This window comes from Embleya sp. NBC_00888, assembly GCF_045207655.1.
In the GTDB taxonomy this organism is placed as follows: Bacteria; Actinomycetota; Actinomycetes; order Streptomycetales; family Streptomycetaceae; genus Embleya.
The window spans coordinates 3,122,238-3,139,801 of record NZ_CP108784.1 but is presented as its reverse complement, the minus strand read 5'-3'; the positions used below and the strand labels follow the sequence as shown (position 1 = coordinate 3,139,801).

The 17,564-nt window shown below is 71.3% G+C and carries 17 protein-coding genes and 1 riboswitch; of the genes, 7 read left to right on the top strand and 10 right to left on the bottom strand.

Annotation, left to right across the window (positions count from 1 at the left end; translation table 11 throughout):
* The first annotated feature begins 10 nt into the window (after positions 1-10).
* On the top strand, positions 11-1,060 hold the full coding sequence (locus tag OG948_RS12705) for a PP2C family protein-serine/threonine phosphatase (protein WP_406296287.1): 1,050 nt from the start codon (positions 11-13) through the stop codon (positions 1,058-1,060).
* Positions 1,061-1,078: 18 nt separating this feature from the next.
* Here the strand turns inward: OG948_RS12705 and OG948_RS12700 are convergent, their stop codons facing one another.
* From OG948_RS12700 to OG948_RS12675, 6 genes are all read right to left on the bottom strand, one after another.
* Positions 1,079-1,930: an energy-coupling factor ABC transporter ATP-binding protein gene (locus OG948_RS12700; RefSeq protein WP_406296285.1), complete on the bottom strand. Its 852-nt coding sequence runs from the start codon at positions 1,928-1,930 to the stop codon at positions 1,079-1,081.
* A complete protein-coding gene (cbiQ, locus tag OG948_RS12695; RefSeq protein ID WP_406296283.1) occupies positions 1,927-2,670 on the bottom strand; it encodes a cobalt ECF transporter T component CbiQ in 744 nt (247 codons plus the stop codon). The genes OG948_RS12700 and cbiQ overlap by 4 nt, the downstream gene beginning before the upstream one ends.
* Before the next feature lie 4 nt (positions 2,671-2,674).
* Positions 2,675-3,067, bottom strand: coding sequence for an energy-coupling factor ABC transporter substrate-binding protein (locus tag OG948_RS12690; RefSeq protein ID WP_406296281.1), 393 nt, complete (start codon positions 3,065-3,067; stop codon positions 2,675-2,677).
* Positions 3,064-3,777 (bottom strand): energy-coupling factor ABC transporter permease, encoded by a 714-nt coding sequence (locus OG948_RS12685; RefSeq protein ID WP_406296279.1) that lies wholly within the window; start codon positions 3,775-3,777, stop codon positions 3,064-3,066. The genes OG948_RS12690 and OG948_RS12685 overlap by 4 nt, the downstream gene beginning before the upstream one ends.
* 27 nt (positions 3,778-3,804) lie before the next feature.
* A riboswitch (cobalamin riboswitch) is annotated at positions 3,805-4,014 on the bottom strand.
* A 187-nt stretch (positions 4,015-4,201) separates the two neighbouring features.
* A complete protein-coding gene (locus OG948_RS12680; protein WP_406296277.1) occupies positions 4,202-4,747 on the bottom strand; it encodes an RDD family protein in 546 nt (181 codons plus the stop codon).
* A 146-nt stretch (positions 4,748-4,893) separates the two neighbouring features.
* On the bottom strand, positions 4,894-5,748 hold the full coding sequence (locus tag OG948_RS12675; protein WP_406296275.1) for a class II aldolase/adducin family protein: 855 nt from the start codon (positions 5,746-5,748) through the stop codon (positions 4,894-4,896).
* A 792-nt stretch (positions 5,749-6,540) separates the two neighbouring features.
* On the opposite strand from OG948_RS12675, the gene OG948_RS12670 reads away from it, so the two are divergent.
* The 3 genes from OG948_RS12670 to OG948_RS12660 all read left to right on the top strand — a co-directional run bounded on the left by OG948_RS12670 (position 6,541) and on the right by OG948_RS12660 (position 8,771).
* Positions 6,541-6,912, top strand: a complete 372-nt coding sequence (locus OG948_RS12670) for a hypothetical protein (protein WP_406296274.1) — start codon at positions 6,541-6,543, stop codon at positions 6,910-6,912.
* Positions 6,913-7,235: 323 nt separating this feature from the next.
* The gene (locus OG948_RS12665; protein WP_406296272.1) at positions 7,236-8,150 is read left to right on the top strand and encodes an NAD-dependent epimerase/dehydratase family protein; all 915 of its coding nucleotides are present in this window, start codon (positions 7,236-7,238) and stop codon (positions 8,148-8,150) included.
* Positions 8,151-8,279: 129 nt separating this feature from the next.
* Complete coding sequence (locus OG948_RS12660) at positions 8,280-8,771, top strand: glutathione peroxidase (RefSeq protein ID WP_406296270.1); 492 nt, start codon at positions 8,280-8,282, stop codon at positions 8,769-8,771.
* A gap of 130 nt (positions 8,772-8,901) precedes the next feature.
* Here OG948_RS12660 and OG948_RS12655 read toward each other — a convergent pair whose 3' ends face one another.
* The gene (locus OG948_RS12655) at positions 8,902-9,714 is read right to left on the bottom strand and encodes a protein phosphatase 2C domain-containing protein (RefSeq protein WP_406296268.1); all 813 of its coding nucleotides are present in this window, start codon (positions 9,712-9,714) and stop codon (positions 8,902-8,904) included.
* Positions 9,715-9,954: 240 nt separating this feature from the next.
* On the opposite strand from OG948_RS12655, the gene OG948_RS12650 reads away from it, so the two are divergent.
* Positions 9,955-11,739: a bifunctional metallophosphatase/5'-nucleotidase gene (locus OG948_RS12650; RefSeq protein ID WP_406296266.1), complete on the top strand. Its 1,785-nt coding sequence runs from the start codon at positions 9,955-9,957 to the stop codon at positions 11,737-11,739.
* A 281-nt stretch (positions 11,740-12,020) separates the two neighbouring features.
* Positions 12,021-13,019: a LacI family DNA-binding transcriptional regulator gene (locus OG948_RS12645; RefSeq protein ID WP_406296264.1), complete on the top strand. Its 999-nt coding sequence runs from the start codon at positions 12,021-12,023 to the stop codon at positions 13,017-13,019.
* A gap of 172 nt (positions 13,020-13,191) precedes the next feature.
* Here the strand turns inward: OG948_RS12645 and OG948_RS12640 are convergent, their stop codons facing one another.
* The 3 genes from OG948_RS12640 to OG948_RS12630 all read right to left on the bottom strand — a co-directional run bounded on the left by OG948_RS12640 (position 13,192) and on the right by OG948_RS12630 (position 16,458).
* Complete coding sequence (locus OG948_RS12640; RefSeq protein WP_406296262.1) at positions 13,192-14,073, bottom strand: hypothetical protein; 882 nt, start codon at positions 14,071-14,073, stop codon at positions 13,192-13,194.
* Between the two features lie 309 nt (positions 14,074-14,382).
* Positions 14,383-15,186, bottom strand: a complete 804-nt coding sequence (locus OG948_RS12635; protein ID WP_406296260.1) for a hypothetical protein — start codon at positions 15,184-15,186, stop codon at positions 14,383-14,385.
* A gap of 297 nt (positions 15,187-15,483) precedes the next feature.
* Positions 15,484-16,458, bottom strand: coding sequence for an ADP-ribosylglycohydrolase family protein (locus OG948_RS12630; RefSeq protein WP_406296259.1), 975 nt, complete (start codon positions 16,456-16,458; stop codon positions 15,484-15,486).
* A gap of 179 nt (positions 16,459-16,637) precedes the next feature.
* Here OG948_RS12630 and OG948_RS12625 point away from each other — a divergent pair, with 179 nt between their 5' ends.
* Positions 16,638-17,480: an EamA family transporter gene (locus OG948_RS12625; RefSeq protein WP_406296257.1), complete on the top strand. Its 843-nt coding sequence runs from the start codon at positions 16,638-16,640 to the stop codon at positions 17,478-17,480.
* Positions 17,481-17,564: the final 84 nt, after the last annotated feature.

Sequence of the window (17,564 nt, the reverse complement as noted above, 5' to 3'; positions counted from 1 at the left end):
CCGGCGCGTCGTGACCTGGCTGCGGCATCGGGTCTTCCCCTCCGACGGGTTCGCCCTGGCCGGACTGCTGGCCGCGGTCACCGCGTGCGGCCTGCTCTCGGATGTGAACGCGTCGTGGTTCCCGGCCACGATGACGGCGCTGCCGATCCTGGTCGGCGGGTTGGTGCTGCGGATGCCCAGCCTGCTCCTGCTGTACGCGGCCACCGCCGGCGTACTGGTCGCGCAGCACCAGGTGCACGACCCGGACGAGGTCACCGCGGGCACCATCGTGGTGGTCGGGGCGATCGCCGGCATCGTGCTGCTGATGGCCCGGATGCGGACCCGCCTGGGCGTGCAGTGGACACGTGGCGAGTCGATGTTGTTCGACCTGCGGGACCGGTTGCGGGCCCAGGGCGAGATGCCGGTACTGCCGCCGCAGTGGCATACCGAGGTGGTGCTGCGACCGGCCGGTGGGCAGTCGTTCTCCGGCGACTTCCTGGTCGCCTCGCGCGGCGCGGGCGGCGGGCGGGTGCTCGAGGTGGTGCTGGTCGACGTCTCCGGCAAGGGGCTGGCCGCGGGCACGCGCGCGTTGATGTTGTCCGGCGCGTTCGGCGGGCTGCTCGGATCGTTGCCCCCGCACGGCTTCCTGCCGGCGGCGAACGACTACCTGTTGCGCCAGGAGTGGGCGGAGGGCTTCGCGACGGCGGTGCACGTCGTGCTCGACCTGGAGTCGGGCGAGTACGAGTTGATCTCGGCGGGTCACCCACCGGGCGTGCACTGGAACGCCGGCTCCGGGCGATGGCACGTGCTCGAGGCGGTCGGCCCGCTCCTGGGGGTGATCGAGGACGCGACCTTCGAGGGCGTCAAGGGCCGGTTGGGCACCGGCGACGCGCTCCTGCTGTTCACCGATGGCATGGTGGAGATGCCCGGTGAGGACATCGCCACCGGCATCGACCGTTTCCTCGGCGAGGCCGAGCGGCTGGTCCGGGACGACTTCCACGACGCGGCGCGCCGGATCGTGGCGGCGGCCGGGCGCAACGTGGGCGACGACCGCGCGGTGGTGCTGCTGCGCCGGCGCTGAGGCCGGCCCGGGGTTCGCTCAGTGGGCGGGTTCCGCGGTGGTCGGGGTCGCACGCACGGCCAGGGCGGCCAGTTCGGCGGGCGTGCGCGGCAGGGTGCCCGCCGGGGCCAGCCCGTGTGCCGCCAGTACGGCGGCGGCCGCGTGCGCCCAGGTCGGCCGCAGGCTCGCGGCGGCCAGCAACTCGGTGTCCGCGAGCAATTCGTGCGCCGGCCCGGTGTGCAGGCGCCCGTGTGCGAGGACCGCCGCGTCGTCGGCCCAGCGCAGCGCGAGGTCCACGTCGTGGGTGGCCATCACCACCGTCGTCCCGGTCGCACGCAAGTGGTCGAGCGTGTGCAACAGCGCTTCCTGCCCGGCCGGATCCAGGCCCGCGGTCGGCTCGTCCAGCACCAGCACCTCGGGCCGCATCGCGATCGCGCCGGCGATGGCGACCCGCTTGCGCTGTCCGAAGGACAGCAGGTGCACGGGCCGCTCGGCCAGTTCGGTGATCCCGAGCGCGGCCAGCGCCTCGGCCACCCGTGAGCGCACCTCGGCCGGGTCAAGATCCAGGTTGAGCGGCCCGAACGAGACGTCCTGGGCCACCGACGCCGAGAAGAGCTGGTCGTCGGGATCCTGGACGACCAGTTGCACGGCCCGCCGCAGCGCGGTGAGCCCCTTGCGGTCGTGCCGAATCGGCACCTCGTGCAGTTCGACCCGCCCCGAGTCCGGTGTCAGGCCGCCGGTCAACAGCCGCAGCAGCGTGGTCTTCCCGCTGCCGTTGGGCCCCAGCAGCGCCAGCGCGCGTCCGGTCGGAACGGACAGGGACAGTCCGCTCAACACGGCCGGCCCGTCCTCGTAGGCGTAGCCGATCTCTCGTACCCGCAACGGAATCACGGCACCACCGATACCAGGAGAAGAGTGGCGGCGACGACCGCCGCCACGACGAACAGGGAGCCCGCGACGAACGCCCGCGAGACGCGTACCTCGTCCACCAGCACCCGCAGGCGCCCGTCGTAGCCGCGTCCGGCCAGACCCGCCTCCAGGCGCTGGGCGCGGGCGAACGCGTGCACGAAGACCGCCGAGCCGAGCCCGGCCACCGAGCGCCAACGGGCTCGCCGGGTGCGATGACCCAGCCGGCCCGCCTGGGCCTGGTTGATCCGCGTGGTCGTGTCGTAGAGCAGGAACAACATCCGATACATCACCGCGGCGACGTCCACCACGGCGGCCGGCACGCCCACCCGGGTCAGCCTCGGCAGTACGTCCGACAGCGGTGTGGTGAACGCGAACAGCAGCATCGCCAGGCCCGCGGCGGTGGAGCGGGCGAGCAACTCGGCGGCGTGGCGCGGCCCGTCCGGGGCCCAGCCGACGCCGTCCGCGCCGATCGTGACGAGCAGGGCGAGCGCGCCGGTGGCGGCGAATCCGAGCGGCGCGCGGGCGGCCCGCCACAACCGCCGGGCGGGCACGCGCGCGAAGCCGAACGCGACGACCAGGACGGTCGCCGCGACCACGACCGCGCCGGGCCACGGCGGCAGCGCCACCGCGCACCCGAGCAGCCCGAAGGAGAGCACGGCCTTGTCGGCCGGATGGCGGTGACGCCACGAACTCGCGTGCGCCGCCGCGTCGATCGGCAGCACGGGATCAGCGGCCCGGGACCGAGGCCGGCGTCTGGTCCGCCGGTGTCGCCTCGGCATTCGCCGAAGCGGCGGTCGGTTCGTCGGGCGTGTCCGAGGCGTCCGGCGCGAGCCGGCGGCGGGTGCGCTTGACCCCGAACATGTAGCCGACCACGCCCGCGCCGAGGGCGGCCTGCAACGCGAACAGGCCGGACTCGATCTCTCCGGACGGCGGTTCGTACAACGGGCTGAACCACGGTTCGTAGTCCGGGTCGTTCTCCGTGATCGCGGTCTCCGCCTGGGTGTCGGCGCCCGTGAACGGCTCGTCCTTGTGGTCGCCCATGCCGAACACCACGGGCAGGACCGCGAGCAGCACCACGGCCACCACGATCAGCAGGTTGATCTTCGTGGAGCGCTTCACTTGGACTTCTCCTCCTCGCGCGCGATCCGCGCGTCCGTGACCACACCGAGCCGGACCAGATCGCCTCGGCTGGACTGCCGCAACAAGCGCACGACCAGGACGGTCAGCAGACCCTCGCTGATCGCCAGCGGGATCTGGGTGAGGGAGAAGATGCCGCCGAACTTGGCCAACGCGCCCGCGAATCCGCTGTCCGGGTCGGGGAAGGCCAGGGCCAACTGCACGCTGGTGACGCAGTAGGTGCTCAGGTCCGCGACGAACGCGCCCACGAACACCGCGACATCCAGCGGGGTGGTGCCGCCGCGTCCGTCCAGGAGCGAACGGGCCAGCCGATACGCGCCGTAGCCGGCCCACGGGCCGACGATCGCCATGGAGAAGACGTTCGCGCCGAGCGTGGTCAGCCCGCCGTGCGCGAGCAGCAACGCCTGGAAGAGCAGGGTGATCGTGCCCAGTACGGCCATGATCGGCGGCCGGAACAGGATCGCGCCCAGTCCGGTGCCGGTGGGATGCGAGCAACTACCGGTGACGGAAGGGATCTTCAGCGCGGACAGCACGAACGAGAACGCGCCGGACGCGCCGAGCAGCAGGGTGTTCTCGGGTTTGTCGCGCACCTCGCGGGTGAGCGCGCGGGTGCCGTGGACGACGAACGGGGCCGACGCGACGCCCCAGGCGGCAGCGTGTTCCCAGGGCAGATAGCCCTCTGCGATATGCATGAGGAAGGGTCCCTCTCCAACACCTCGTGGACGGACGATCGCCGTGGCCGGTCTCCTGGCTGACGGGTCGTACGTTCACGTCTCCGCCTTCCCGGGGCCGCGCGAGCGGTCCCAGTGGCTTCCCGCGGCGACGAATCAACGTTTCCGCGGGGGTGGAGGAGAACTTCCCGATCACAGTGGCGAGGGCCGCGCCGGCATCGAACCGGCTTCCCGAGCACCACGGCGAGCCGACACTAGTGGTCGGATGGACATGGCGACAAGATGGCTTTTGCAAACCGTGCGCAAGACCACAATGCGGGCGGAGCGGTCGAGCAATTGCCGCATTCCGGAGCGTGATCGTCGACGGGTGCGGCTCGGTGCGGCGGGACGCGGTGCGGTGCGGCGTGGTGAGCGCGGCGCGGCGCCGAGCCACGCCGTGCGGTGCTCAGTTCAGGCCGGGTCCTCGGCCCCGGACCACCACGGTGCCCGCGACCCGGTCACCGACCCGCTGGCGCCGCTCGCTGGTGAGCACCGCGGCCAGGCCGACCGCGCCGAGCGCGAACGCGTCGACGCACAGCAGCAGCCAGCGGATCCCGAGCTGACGCCGCCCCGCCCGCCCGCCGGACACGTCCACGACCCGGATGCCGAACATCTGCATGCCCCACGTGCGCCCGTCGTGCTCGGCGGGCCGCAGTACCCAGTACCAGAACAGGATCGCCAGCGCGACCAGCAGCACACCGACGGTGATCGTCGCGGTCAGCGGGCCGCTGCGGATCGAACCGTCGGGATGTGTGGGCAGCAGGACGAACAGGAACATCGCGGCGCCGGGCAACAGCGCGGACGCCAGCACGTCCACCACGAACTGGCCGACCCGGCGCCACAGCACCGAGGGGTCGACCGGGCTCGCGACCTCGGGCAGCCACACCCGGGCGCGCGGGCGGGCGGGCCGCGCCGAGCGGGCGAAGTGCCGCGGAAGGCTCCGTTCGTACATGCTGTTGTACTTTCCGCAACCGGGTGATTTGACTCCCGACGCGGCCGGATATCGGCGAGATTGCGCCCGGTCGGCGGATCCGGTCGGCGGCCGGGACCGGATTGCCCGGATCCGGCGCCGACCGCGGTGATCGGATCGTCGGGTGATCAGATCGTCATCGGGCCGTCCACGCCGAACAGGTCCGGTTCGGAGCGGCTGATCACGTCGTACAGCGGCTTGTAGTTGATCCAGGCAACCGTGTCGTTGCCCAGTTGTTCCCGGGTCAGCCGCGCGTTCTCCGGCGTGATCGGCTTGAGCTCACCGGCCGCCTGGGCGAGCAGCTGTACCTGGCAGGAGCGCTCCATGGTGATGAACCACCACGCCGCCGCGTCGACCGACTGCCCCACCGTGAGCAGGCCGTGGTTGCGCAGGATCAGCGCCTTCCGCGGGCCGAGCGTCTTGGCGATGCGGCGGCCCTCCTCGGCATCGAGTACGACGCCCGCGTAATCGTCGAACAGCTCGTGGTCCTCGTAGAACGGGCACACGTCCTGCGTGATCGGTTCGAGCCGGATGCCGAGTGCGGAGATCGCCCGGCCGTGCACGGAGTGGCTGTGTGCCGCCGCGACCACGTCGGGACGGGCCGCGTGGATCTGCGAGTGGATCGCGAACGCGGCCTGGTTGACGTGGAATCGACCCTCGACGACCTGTCCCTCGTGGTTGACCAGGATCAGGTCGTCCACGGTGATGTGCTTGAACGACATCCCGAACGGGTTGACCCAGAAGTGATCGGTGAGCTCCGGATCACGCGCGGTGATGTGGCCGGCCACCCCCTCCTCGAAGCCGAACCGACCGAACAGCCGCAGCGCCGCGGTCAACCGCTCCTTGCGGTGCCGGCGCTCCTGTTCGACGGTCTCGAACGTGGGCGGCAGGGCGAAGCTCAGGTCGGCCGGGGACACCGGCTGCGGCGGGGTCGGCTGCCGGCCCTGCACGTCCTGGGCCTGCGGAGCATCGGTGCCGGACATGTGCGTCTCCTCGAACTCGACTCGGACGGGTATTCGGGCGGGGGATCGCGGCCGACGCTACCGGCGAGTCACTTCCCAGGACAGCCCCCGACGGCGGGCCGTTCGTGCGGGGCAGGGGATTTTAGCGCCCGGGTCGCGTCCGGACCGGGTTTCCGGAAATTAATCGAATATTGCCCGCAGGGCTCTTCGAGCTGCTTCTACGCTGCCGTTCAGTGAGTCCGGGACGTCGAGTTCGAAGCAGTCGAACTCGAATTCCCAGACCCGCAACAGACGCACAAGATACGGGCAACGCGCAAAGTACGGGCGCGCGGATGGAACGGGCGCACACAGGGGGAAGGGGCGCGTGACTTGAGCGGCGGGGGCGTGAATTCGACGGAGGTCGTGAGTATCGGCGCACGGGCGCCCTCGGCGACGCCCGTGTTCGGCCGCGGCGATCCGGTGCCGGTGCGGGCCAAGGCGGACGCGGGCCGGCGGGGTTCACCCGCGCGGGCTTCGACATCGAGGAGCCCGATCGCGAGGAGTTGGGCGGAGATGGCACAACCCCCGCGACGGTCGAGGCCGTCCCGGCGCAGATCAGGCGACCTGCCGACCGGGTCCGACAGCGAGTGGACCCCTGTGACCGAGGCGGATGTCATCGAAGCAATCGAGGCCCATCCCAACGCGGCAGTCGACGCCGACCCGATCGAGGTGATCCCGGTCGGGCCGCCGACCCCGGGTGTCGCAGCAGTGCCCGAGGACGAGCCTGTCGGAGTCCACCGGAAAGCCGCACCGCCGATCGCCCCGGAGGCAATCATGGCCAATATGGAAACGGCCCTCAAGGAAGCAATGACGATCGAGGGCGCCGTGGGTGTGGCCCTCGTCGACTACACGAGCGGAATGGCGCTCGGAATTCTCGGCGGCAGCAAGGAACTCGACCTGAACGTGGCCGCCGCCGGAAACACCGACGTGATGCGCGCGAAGATGCGCACGATGGAGATGTTGCACCTCGGCGACCAGATCGAGGACGTCCTGATCACGCTCGGGAAGCAGTACCACGTGATCCGGCCGCTGACCGGCCGGGCCGGCAAGGGTCTGTTCCTCTACATCGTGCTGATGAAGGACCGCGCCAACCTCGCGCTGGCCCGACACAGCCTCAAGCGTATCGAGGAGGAGATCGAGGTCTGAGTTCGCGCCCCGGCGGCGCGTTCGAGGCCCGCCGTCGGAGCCCGCAGACCCATCCTCGATACCCCTGGCGCCCCCGCCACCCCCGTGCGGTGGGCGCCATCGGGGTGTCCGGGGACCGGCGCGAGGATGCCCGGGAACCCGCGCGCGGGTTCCCGGGCCACGCACGAGGGTGTCCGGGGCCACGTACGACCGCTCTGGCCTCCCTGCTCCGTCTCGGATATGACGGTACGTCAGATGTACCGTCGAAGCTCGACGTCGTACTTCGCGTACGGATCGCAGCCGGATCCGTTACGGATCGCGTACCCGAGTCCCCGAGGAGCCGCATGCTGTCCGGCGAGAAGATCCTGATCACCGGCCCCGCGGGCCAGATCGCCTACCCGCTGACCGAGTACCTGGCCCGGGACAACGAGGTATGGGGCATCGCCCGCTTCTCGAACGCCGAGGACCGCAAGCGGGTGGACGCGCTGGGCGTGACCACGCGCGCCGTCGACCTGGGCTCGGGCGACTTCGGCGAGCTGCCCGAGGACTTCACCCACGTCCTGCACCTGGCCACCTTCCAGGGTCCCGGGCTGGACTACGACGAGGCGTTGCGGGTCAACGCGGAGGGCACCGGGCTGCTGCTCCAGCACTGTCGACGGGCCAAGGCGGCGCTGGTGATGTCCACCGCGTCGGTGCTCAAGCCGCATCCCGACCCGATGCACGTCTTCCGTGAGACCGACCCGCTCGGCGACGCCAACGTCTCGCACGCGCCCACCTACTCGGTCTCCAAGACCGCCGAGGAGGCGGTGGCGCGCTACTGCGCCCGCGCGTTCGACCTCCCGGTGGTGATCGCCCGGATGAACGCCTCCTACGGCCCGGGCGGCGGCCTGCCGACGATGCACCTGGACGCGGTGCTGGCCGGGCAACCGATCGTCACCCGCTGGGATCCGTGCATGTACAGCCCGATCCACCAGGACGACATCAACAGCCAGACGGCGGCCCTGCTGGACGCGGCGTCCACCCCCGCGACGGTGGTCAACTGGGGCGGCGACGAGCCGGTGAGCGTGCAGGACTGGGCGGCGCACATGGCCGATCTGAGCGGCCTGCCGGCCGAGGTGGTGGTGCGCGAGCAACCGGGCACGCTGCGCGGTCAGGTACAGGACACCGGCAAGCGCGCGGCGATCACCGGTCCGTGTGCGGTGGGGTGGCGCGCGGGACTGGCGGATGTGTACGCCACACGGCGTGGTGATTCGGCCTGACGCGGTCGGGCAGCCTACCGCTGTGCTCGATAGCGTCGAGTCTTCAGGTCTTACTCGCGCCGTCTCGGAGCGCTCCACGTCATCGGATCGCGTCGCTGCGAGCGGCACCACGCAGGAAGGACAACGATCATGGGCATCCTCGATACCCCCATCGCCACGCTGGAGGGGAAGCGTACGACCCTGGGCGGTGTCACCGAGGGCAAGGTCGCACTGGTCGTCAACGTCGCGTCCAAGTGCGGCCTGACCCCGCAGTACACCGGCCTGGAGGAACTCCAGAAGGAACTGGGCGCGCGCGGCTTCACCGTCGTGGGCGTGCCCTGCAACCAGTTCATGGGTCAGGAGCCGGGCAGCGCCGAGGAGATCCTCGAGTTCTGCTCCACGACCTACGGCGTCACGTTCCCGCTCACCGAGAAGATCGACGTCAACGGACCGGACCGGCATCCGCTCTACGACGTGCTCGCGGCGGCCTCCGACGCCGAGGGCGGCGCGGGTGACGTGCAGTGGAACTTCGAGAAGTTCCTGCTCTCCGCCGACGGCGCGATCGTGGGTCGGTTCCGGCCGCAGACCGACCCGCACGACCCGAACCTGATCGCCGCGATCGAGAGCGTGCTGCCGAAATAGTCCGGCGGCGCGTCGAACGCCGGTCGGGTCGTCGACGGCCCGTCCGGCGTTCGGCGTTCGGGGGTCGGGGGTCGGGGGTTGGGGCCGGGTCGGGGCGCGGTCCGGCGTCCGGAGCCTGTCCGCGGGCCGGCTACACCAGAGCCCACACCGCCGTCGCGTCGTCGCAGGGCTTGCCGCGTGGCCAGCGCGTGCCGTCCGCGTCGGAGGCCTCCGCGGCCCGGACCCGCGCCAACACCTCGGCCGGCCCGAAGTGCCGCAGCGTGGTCATCAGTCGATCCCAGTCGCTCAGCCCGAACCGGTCGACCAGTCGGCTGGCCCCGTCGCTCAACACGGCGAGCGCGCGTACCTCGCCCAGGTCCAGTCCGCCCGTCAACGCCTCGCCCGCCGCCTCCGGATCGGCCGCCGCGACCCAGTAGCCGCCGGCCACGTTCCGCGCCGCCCGCAGGGTGTCCGCGTACTCCTGATGTGCCGTCAGGTACTCGGGTGTGCCGGTCGCATGCGCGTCCCGGCGCCGGCGAGCGGCCACGCCGATCACGTCCAGGCGATCGTCGGTGATCACGGTCAGGTCCTCGTCCCGCTCGATCAACAGCGTCGAGTCGGACAACACCAGGTACTCCAACCGGTCCTCGACCACGCGCGCCACCACCGCCGTCGCGGCGGGCGCGTCCGGCCGGGCCAGGTCGCAGCCGTCCACGTGCAGGGCCGAGGTGTCCTCGATGGCGTCGTGCAGACACTCGGCCAGGGACCGGTCCGGCCGGCCGCCGCTGTGCGTGAACAGGGCGGTGCCCAACCGCTCGACGAACCACGGGACACCGTGCTTGCATCCGTTGTCCGAACTCGACGTCACACCGTCCAGCAGCACCAGCGTCGTCGGCCCCGCGACGACGAAGTCCTCGTTCGGTTTGCCCGGATGACCCGGTTCGGTCGCGAATTCCACGCGCATCGCGGACATCCCTCCCTTTTAGGTGCCACGCCGTACGGCTGCCCAGTGCCCGGGGGTGGGAAACGGTGGTTGATCATGCCCTGTGCGCGCGGCGGTCGCCCGAGTTCACGACGGTTTCACGAAACGGTTTCGCGTGAGGTCTCGTGCCGGTCGGGGAACTGCCCCTAATCTCTGCCTTCGTGACACCTTCAGTCCCCGTTTCTACGCGCGTCACCACTGCGCGCCATCGGAAGGGATCCCATGCTCGGGATTAGACGACGCCGCGGTCGCCTCGCCCTCACCGGCCTGGTCGCCGCGAGCCTGCTCGCCATGGGCGGCACGGCGACCGCCGACGCACGCGCCGGCCAGGGCCGGCCCTCCGGCACGACGGATCTGCAATTCCTCGCGCTCAACGACCTGCACGGCAACCTGGAGGAACCGCAGGGTTCCGCGGGCAACGTCACCGAGATCGGTCCCGACGGCAAGCCCGTCGCGATCCCGGCCGGCGGCATCGAGCACCTCGCGACCCAACTGCGCGCGGAGCGGGCGAAGAACCCCAACTCGCTGACCATCGCGGCCGGCGACATGATCGGGGCGAGCCCGCTCCTGTCGGGCCTGTTCCACGACGAGCCGACCATCGAGGCGCTGAACAAGGTCGGCCTGGACGTCACCTCGGTGGGCAACCACGAGTTCGACGAGGGCAAGAAGGAACTCCAGCGCATGCAGTGGGGTGGCTGCCACCCCACCGAGGGCTGCTACACCCCGGGCCGCACGTTCAAGGGAGCCGACTTCCAGTACCTCGCGGCCAACGTGCTCGACGAGCGCACCGGCCTGCCGATCCTGGCCCCGGTGACCGTCAAGAACGTGGGCGGCGCGCGGGTCGGCTTCATCGGCATGACCCTGGAGGGCACCCCGGACATCGTCACCGCCGAGGGTGTCAAGGGCCTGAAGTTCAAGGACGAGATCCAGACCGCCAACAACATCGTGCCGTGGTTGCGGCTGATCGGCATCGAGTCGATCGTGGTGCTGCTGCACGAGGGCGGCCTGCCCGCGAACAACGCGTACAACTACGACTGCAACGCGGGCGGCAACCTGGGCCTGTCCGGTCCGGTCGTGGACATCGCCAAGGGCCTGGACCCGGCGATCGACATGGTCGTCACCGGCCACACGCACCAGGCGTACTCGTGCAACATCCCGGACCCGGCCGGGAAGCCGCGGATGGTCACCAGCGCTTCGTCGTTCGGCAAGGTGTACACCAAGATCGACGCGACCTACGACAAGCGCACCCGTGACATCGTGCGCACGTCGGTCAAGGCGACGAACACGGTCGTACGCCGGGACAGCCCGAAGGCCCCGGACCTGACCAGTCTGCTGGCCGACTGGCAGAAGCTCGCGGCCCCGGTGTCCAACCGCTCGATCGGCTACATCTCCGGCGACATTCGCGGACGCGGCGCGACCACGCCCGAGTCGCCGCTCGGTGACGTGATCGCCGACGCGCAGTTGGAGGCGACCGCGCCGGCCGACAAGGGCGGTGCGCAGATCGCGTTCATGAACCCGGGCGGGATCCGTTCCGACCTGCAATACGCGGCGGCCGGCACCGATGGGGACGGCGTCGTCACCTATGGCGAGGCGTTCACGGTGCAGCCGTTCACCAACATGATGCAGACCCTGGACCTCAAGGGTCAGGCCGTGCTCGACCTGCTCGCGCAGCAGTACACGGGTGGCAACGCGGCCAGCCCGAAGGTGTTGCAGATATCGAAGGGCCTGACCTACACGACCGACCGGTCGCAGACCGGCGCGGCGAAGATCGTGGCGGGCAGCGTCAAGCTCAACGGCGTGCCGATCGACCCGGCCGCGACCTACAAGGTCAGCGCGAACGAGTTCCTGGCCGGCGGCGGCGACGGCTTCGCCGCCTTCAAGACCGGTACGAACAAGCTGGTCGGCGGGTCCGATCTGGACGCGCTGCTGGCCTACTTCGCGGCCCATTCGTCGGCGAGCGCGCCGTTGGCGCCGCCGGCGGCGGACCGGATCACCTTCATCGGGTGAGTCTCCTCGCCATGGTCGTCGGGTGAGTCTCCTTGCCGCCTTCGGCGGGAGGAGCTCGTCGGATGAGGCTCCTCGTCGCCTTCGGCGGGTGAGGCTCGCCGGATGAGTCTCCTCGTCGTTTTCGGCGGGTGAGGCTCGCCGAGGAATTCGGAAGGCCCGGTCGCGATGCGACCGGGCCTTCCTGACGCATAATCAGCCAATTGGGACGGGGACGTCGACACGAGGACCGGCACGGCGGGCCACATGCCCGGTGCGGCCCCGACCTGGGCGACAATCGCCCCATGAGCACAACGAGACGCCCCCCGACCGGGGCCGATGTGGCCCGCGCCGCAGGCGTTTCGCGCGCGACCGTGTCGTACGCGATGAACGATGTCGTGGACAGCCGTATCCCCGAGGAGACCCGGCGCCGGGTCCGTGAGGTCGCCGCCGGGCTGGGTTACGAGCCGCGTTCGGACGCGCGATCGTTGCGGCGCGGGCGGACCGATCTGGTGATCGTGCCGACCTACGTGGTGCCGTTCGGACAACTGATCCAGCGCTTCCTGGACGGCCTGGCCCGCGAGTTGCACGCCCTGGGGTACACCCTGGTGATCCACGGCAATCCCGCCGCGCACGGCATCGAGGCGGCGAAGGCGTGGGGCGCGCTGAACCCGGCGGTGGTGCTGGTCCTGCCGGAGCGGATGTCGGCCGACGGCGTCGAATACCTGACCTCGCGCGGGATCGCCGTGGTGGCCCTGGGCCACAGCCCCGCGCCGGTCGCGCTCACTCTGAAGGCCGATCACGAGGCGGCGGGCAGCCGGGCCGCCGAGCATCTGATCGAACGGGGTCGGCGCGACTTCGCCGTGGTGGTGCCGCGCGAGCCGGGCCTGGCCGAGATGGGCCTGGAACGGCTCGAGGGCTTCCGGGCCACGGCCGAGGCGGCGGGTGGCACGGTGCGGGTCGTGGAGATGGCCGAGGATCCGGCCGAGGCCGCGCGGATCGCGGGGGAGTGGCGGGACGAGGGGCGTCCCGACGGGGTGTACGGCTACAACGACGAATACGCCGCGCTGCTCATGGGCGCGTTGGCCGACGTGGGCGTCGCGATCCCGGAGCAACTCGCCATCGTCGGGACGGACGACCTGAGCCTGTGCGAGATGGTCCGGCCCCGGCTGACCTCGGTCGCCTTCGAGGAGTTGAAGCCGATGAGCGCGGTGGCGGCGGCCATCGTCGCGGTCGGCGAGGGGGCGATCCAGGGCGATCTGGACATGTGGCGGATGACGTTGCGGGCCCGCGACTCGAGCTGACCGTGCTCGGCGCCCCCCGTCGAGAGCGTGTCGCACGCGGTGGTGGGCGTCGAGTGGGCACCGGCAGGCGTCGAGCGGGCACCGGTGGGCGTCGAGTTGGCGCAGGCGAGCGTCGAGGGGGCACCCGGTCGGCGCTCGGGCGCGCCGACCGGGTGCCGGGATGCGGGCCGTGTCAGACGCGCGGGGCGGCCGTGAGCTTGGCGATCTGGCGGGAGACGAGGTCGTCGGCCGGAAGCGTGGGTGTGGTCGCGGACAGGTCCGCGTTGCTGACCACCACGACCGTCGAGCCGATCCGGACCACGATCTGGCCCAGCGCGCCGCCCGCCTCGGGGGTCATCCCGACCGCCAACGACTCGTCGCCGAGGGTGGCGTGCGCGATCGCGGCGTACGCGTCGGTGCTCGTCTCGCCCTCGGCGTCGGTGGAGGTGATCGACGCGCAGGATTTCAGCGCGTCGCGGCCCTGGGTGAACAGGTTCCGCGCGCCGGCGTCGGTGAAGGCGAACAGCTCGACGATGGTGAAGCCGTTCGGTGTCGGGTCGCCCCTGGTCACCGACGCCTGCGCGGACGCGGTGGGCGCGCCGGCGGCCTGGGCCGGGCGCAGCAGGTCGATCAGCGGCTGGCACGCGGTGTCCCGCGCGGTCTGCCGGAGTTCGGTGCGGTCGTTCGAGACGGCCTCGTAGGCACCGGGCGGCATCTCCGCAGCGGTCAACAGGGCGGCATCGAGGCGGGATTGCGCGGACGGGTCGGAACCGGTCCCGTTGCCGTTCTCGGACGGGGCGGCCGACTCGTCGGTGGGGGGTTGTGCGGGCGGAGGCTCCCCGGCGGAGGAGTCCGCGGCGGGCGGGCCGGAGGCGGGCGGCCCGGCGGCCGGCGGCGCGGAGCCCGCCGGGGCGGTCCCGGACGGTGCCGGTGTCGCCGCGGCCGTCGCCTCGGGCGTGGCCGTGTTCGCGTACTCGCGCGCCAACGCCTCCTCGTCGCGACCGCACGCGGTCGCCGCCAGGAGCACAGCCCCGGCGATCACCGCCGTTCCCACCCGAATCACGATTCTGCGCATACGAGGTTCCTTCGGAGAAGCTCGGTCGTTCCGGTGGGGCCCGAACGCCGGACGAGGACGGCGATCGGGCCGATCGGGATCCGATGGGCCATCAGGAAGCGGAACAGCGGCCGACCGGCCGCACGCTCATCCCACCCACGAGCAGGGCATCCGGCGCCGATCGGGCGGAGTTCGCCGCCCCGGAGCCGAAGCGTCGGCCGTGTCCGGCCGGGCGCGGCCGCCCCGTCGACGGGGGGCGCAACGAGAGCGGCAACATCATGCTGGAACCTGCTTGCATTTGCCAACCATTCACCGCCGACCCGTCGGGAATCACGACTTCGCCGCTGCCGTGATCCTTTCGACCTGCTTGGTGACCAGGGCGAGTTCCGGCACCTTGACGGTGTTGCCGGAAAGGTCCGCGGAGCTGATCACGATCAGCGTGGAGCCGACCCGGATCGCGATCGACGCGCGTGCGCCGCCGTCCTCGGGCGAGCTGGTGATCGCCAACGTGTCGTCGCCGAGCTTCGGGTGGGCGACCTCGGTGTGCTTGATCGTCGAGGTCTCCCCCTCGGGGTCCTTCATCGACACCGACCCACAGTTCTTCAGGGCCGCGCGCCCCTTGGCCATCACGGTTTCGGCGTCGGTGCCCGAGAAGGAGAACAACTCGCTACCGATCACGCCGGTGGGGATCGGGGTGCCGATCGACACGAAGGCCTGTGCGACGGCGGCCGGCTTCGTGGCGCCCTGCCTCGGCAGGAACAGGTCCACGAGCGGTTGGCAGTCGGCGGGCGTCGCGGTCGCCCGGTCGTCCGACCCGGCCGCGGGCCGGGTCAGGTAGACGCCTTGTGGGAGGTCGGCGGCGGTGAGTACGGCCTTCTCCAATTGCGGGCCGGTCAACGCGGAAACCGCGCCGGCGGCCGAGGACGGGGCAGCCGGCGGCGTCGTGCCGGCCATCGGCGTACCCGGAATCGGCGCTGACGGCGCTGACGGCGCGGTCGGTGCGCTCGGACTCGGCGTGCCGGCGGCCGATTTCCCGCTGTCCTTCTTGTCGTCGTCGGAACCGCACGCGGTCGCCGCAACGAGCAGTGCACCGGTGATCAGGATCGAGCCCAGTCGAGACATGGATGTGCGCATGGAACGGGTTCCTCCGAGGAATGCGGCCCGCTCCGACGCACCACGCCGGTTCGCAGCGTCGCGCGAGAGCACGACGCGGCGGGCCGCGAAGAGAGTGTGACGGGCCATCAGGAAGTCGACACACCGAACTCGCAGCCCGGACCACGTCTCCCCACAAGACGGTTCAGCCGGCGACGAACGAGTCGGGGCTCTCCGCGACGCATTACGAACCGGCCTGCCCCGACGGCAAGTTGGTGCCGATCGGCGCGTCGCGACGAGAGCGCGCTCATCATCGTGCACCTCGGCGAACTCTGCCAACTATTTGAGCGGGAAGTTCGCCACCGCCTCCTGCCACCATGTCGGCAGCGGTTCCACATGCCTCGTCCACTCGGCGGGCACATCGGCCCGGACACCCACGATCGCGCCGACGATCGCGCATGTGGTGTCCACGTCGCCGCCCGCGCTCGCGGTGGACCAGAAGGCCGCCGGGTAGTCGTCGAGGTGCCGGGACGCGGACCACACCGCGAACGGGACCGTGTCCGGTGCGCTCACCTCGCGACCGTTGCCGAGTATCCGGCCGACCGCGCGGGAGTCCTGACGGTCCACCAGATCCAGTGCCGCGCCCAGCCGTTCGCGGACCAGGCCGGTGGGGGTGCGATCGCGGACGAAGCTCACGAAGTCGCCCGCACCCGGTCGGCCCAGGGTCACCGCGCCTGCCGCCGCGACGGCCACCGCGACCGCGCCGGCGACGCCCTCGGGATGGGTGTGCGTGACCTCGGCCGACAACGCGGCCTGCTCCGCCACCATGTCGAGGTCGTCCGCGAACCACGCGCCCAGCGGCCCGACGCGCATCGCCGCCCCGTTGCCCCACGAGCCCTGGCCGTCGAAGGGTTCGGCGGCCAGCGTGCGCCAATCACCGCCTTGGCGAACCAGGCGCAACATCCGGTTCGTGGACGGCCCGTAGCCCCGATCGAAGTCGTGCCGGTGAGCGAAGGACTTGGCCAACTCGTCTTGGTCGACGGTGCCGCGCCCGGTCAACTCGGCATGCAGGACGCAGGCCATCTCGGTGTCGTCGGTCCACGGCCAACTGCCGCTCGGCAGGCTGCGATCGGCCAGGTGCGGGAGGTTGTCGGGGACGAAGAACTGGGCGCCGAGCGCGTCACCCAGCGCGAGGCCGCGCAACGAGGCGAGGGCGGAGGCGGCGCGGGCGGCGGGGGTACGGCGGGTGGCGGGGACGGAGGGGACGGAGAGAGTGCGGGCGGAGGAGGCGTCTTCGGAAGAGGCGTGCGTCATATGGAAAGTCATTATTCCGCCCTCCGTGCTTGGATGTCCCGTGCTTGGATGCCCCGAATGACCTGCTCCCGGGCGCCCGAGCGCGCCGTCCGACTCCGGACCGACGAAGCCGCTCCGAACGGGGACGCCGCTGCGACCGGCGCCCTCCGTACGCCGGCCCGGCCGCCGCGCGAGCGCACGTGACGCCCGCCGTCACCGTCGCCGTGCTGGGCTCGGCGGGATTGCACGCGGCCTGGAACGCGCTCGCGCACGGGCTCAAGGACCGGCTCGGGACGATGGTGATGATCCAGGTGGCAAGCCTGGCCATCGGCCTGTCCTGCCTGCCGTTCGTCGGCGTCCCGGCCGCCGGCGCCTGGCCGTGGCTGCTCGGCTCGGCGGCCCTGCACATGGTCTACAACCTGCTCCTGCTGGAGACGTATCGGCTGGGCGACTTCGGCCAGGTGTATCCGATCGCGCGCGGCACCTCCCCATGGGTCACCGCGCTGATCGGGGTGACCCTGCTGCACGAGTACCTGACTCTGACGCAGACCGTCGGTGTCGTGGTGATCTCGGTGGGCATGCTGGTCCTCGCCCTGGCCGGCGGCATCCCGCGCCGCAGCGAGGCCACCGCGGTCCTGGCCGCACTGGCCACCGGCTGCGCGATAGCGCTGTACACGGTCCTGGACGGCGTCGGCGCACGCTCCTCGGGCTCGGCGATGTCGTACGCGGCCTGGCTGTTCGTCCTCGAATCGGCCCCGACCATCCTGGTCCTGCGCCTCCGCGCCCGCCGAGACCCCACCACCACCCCCAACCCGCAACGCGCCTGGGGCCTGCTCGGCGGCGCGATGTCACTCGCCGCCTACACCCTCGTCATCTGGGCCCAAACCCGAGGCACCCTGGCCACGATCGCCGCCCTCCGCGAAACCTCGGTCGTCTTCGGCGCGATCATCGGCACCCTGATCTTCCACGAGACCTACGGCCGCCACCGAATAGCAGCCACCATCCTGGTCCTCACCGGCATAACCGCGATCAACCTCCCCTAGTGCCGCGCCCGGCACGGCATCCGCGATGCGGGCTCCTCGCTGCGCTCACCGCCCGTGGCGCGCGTGGGCTTCCTTCGATCCGGC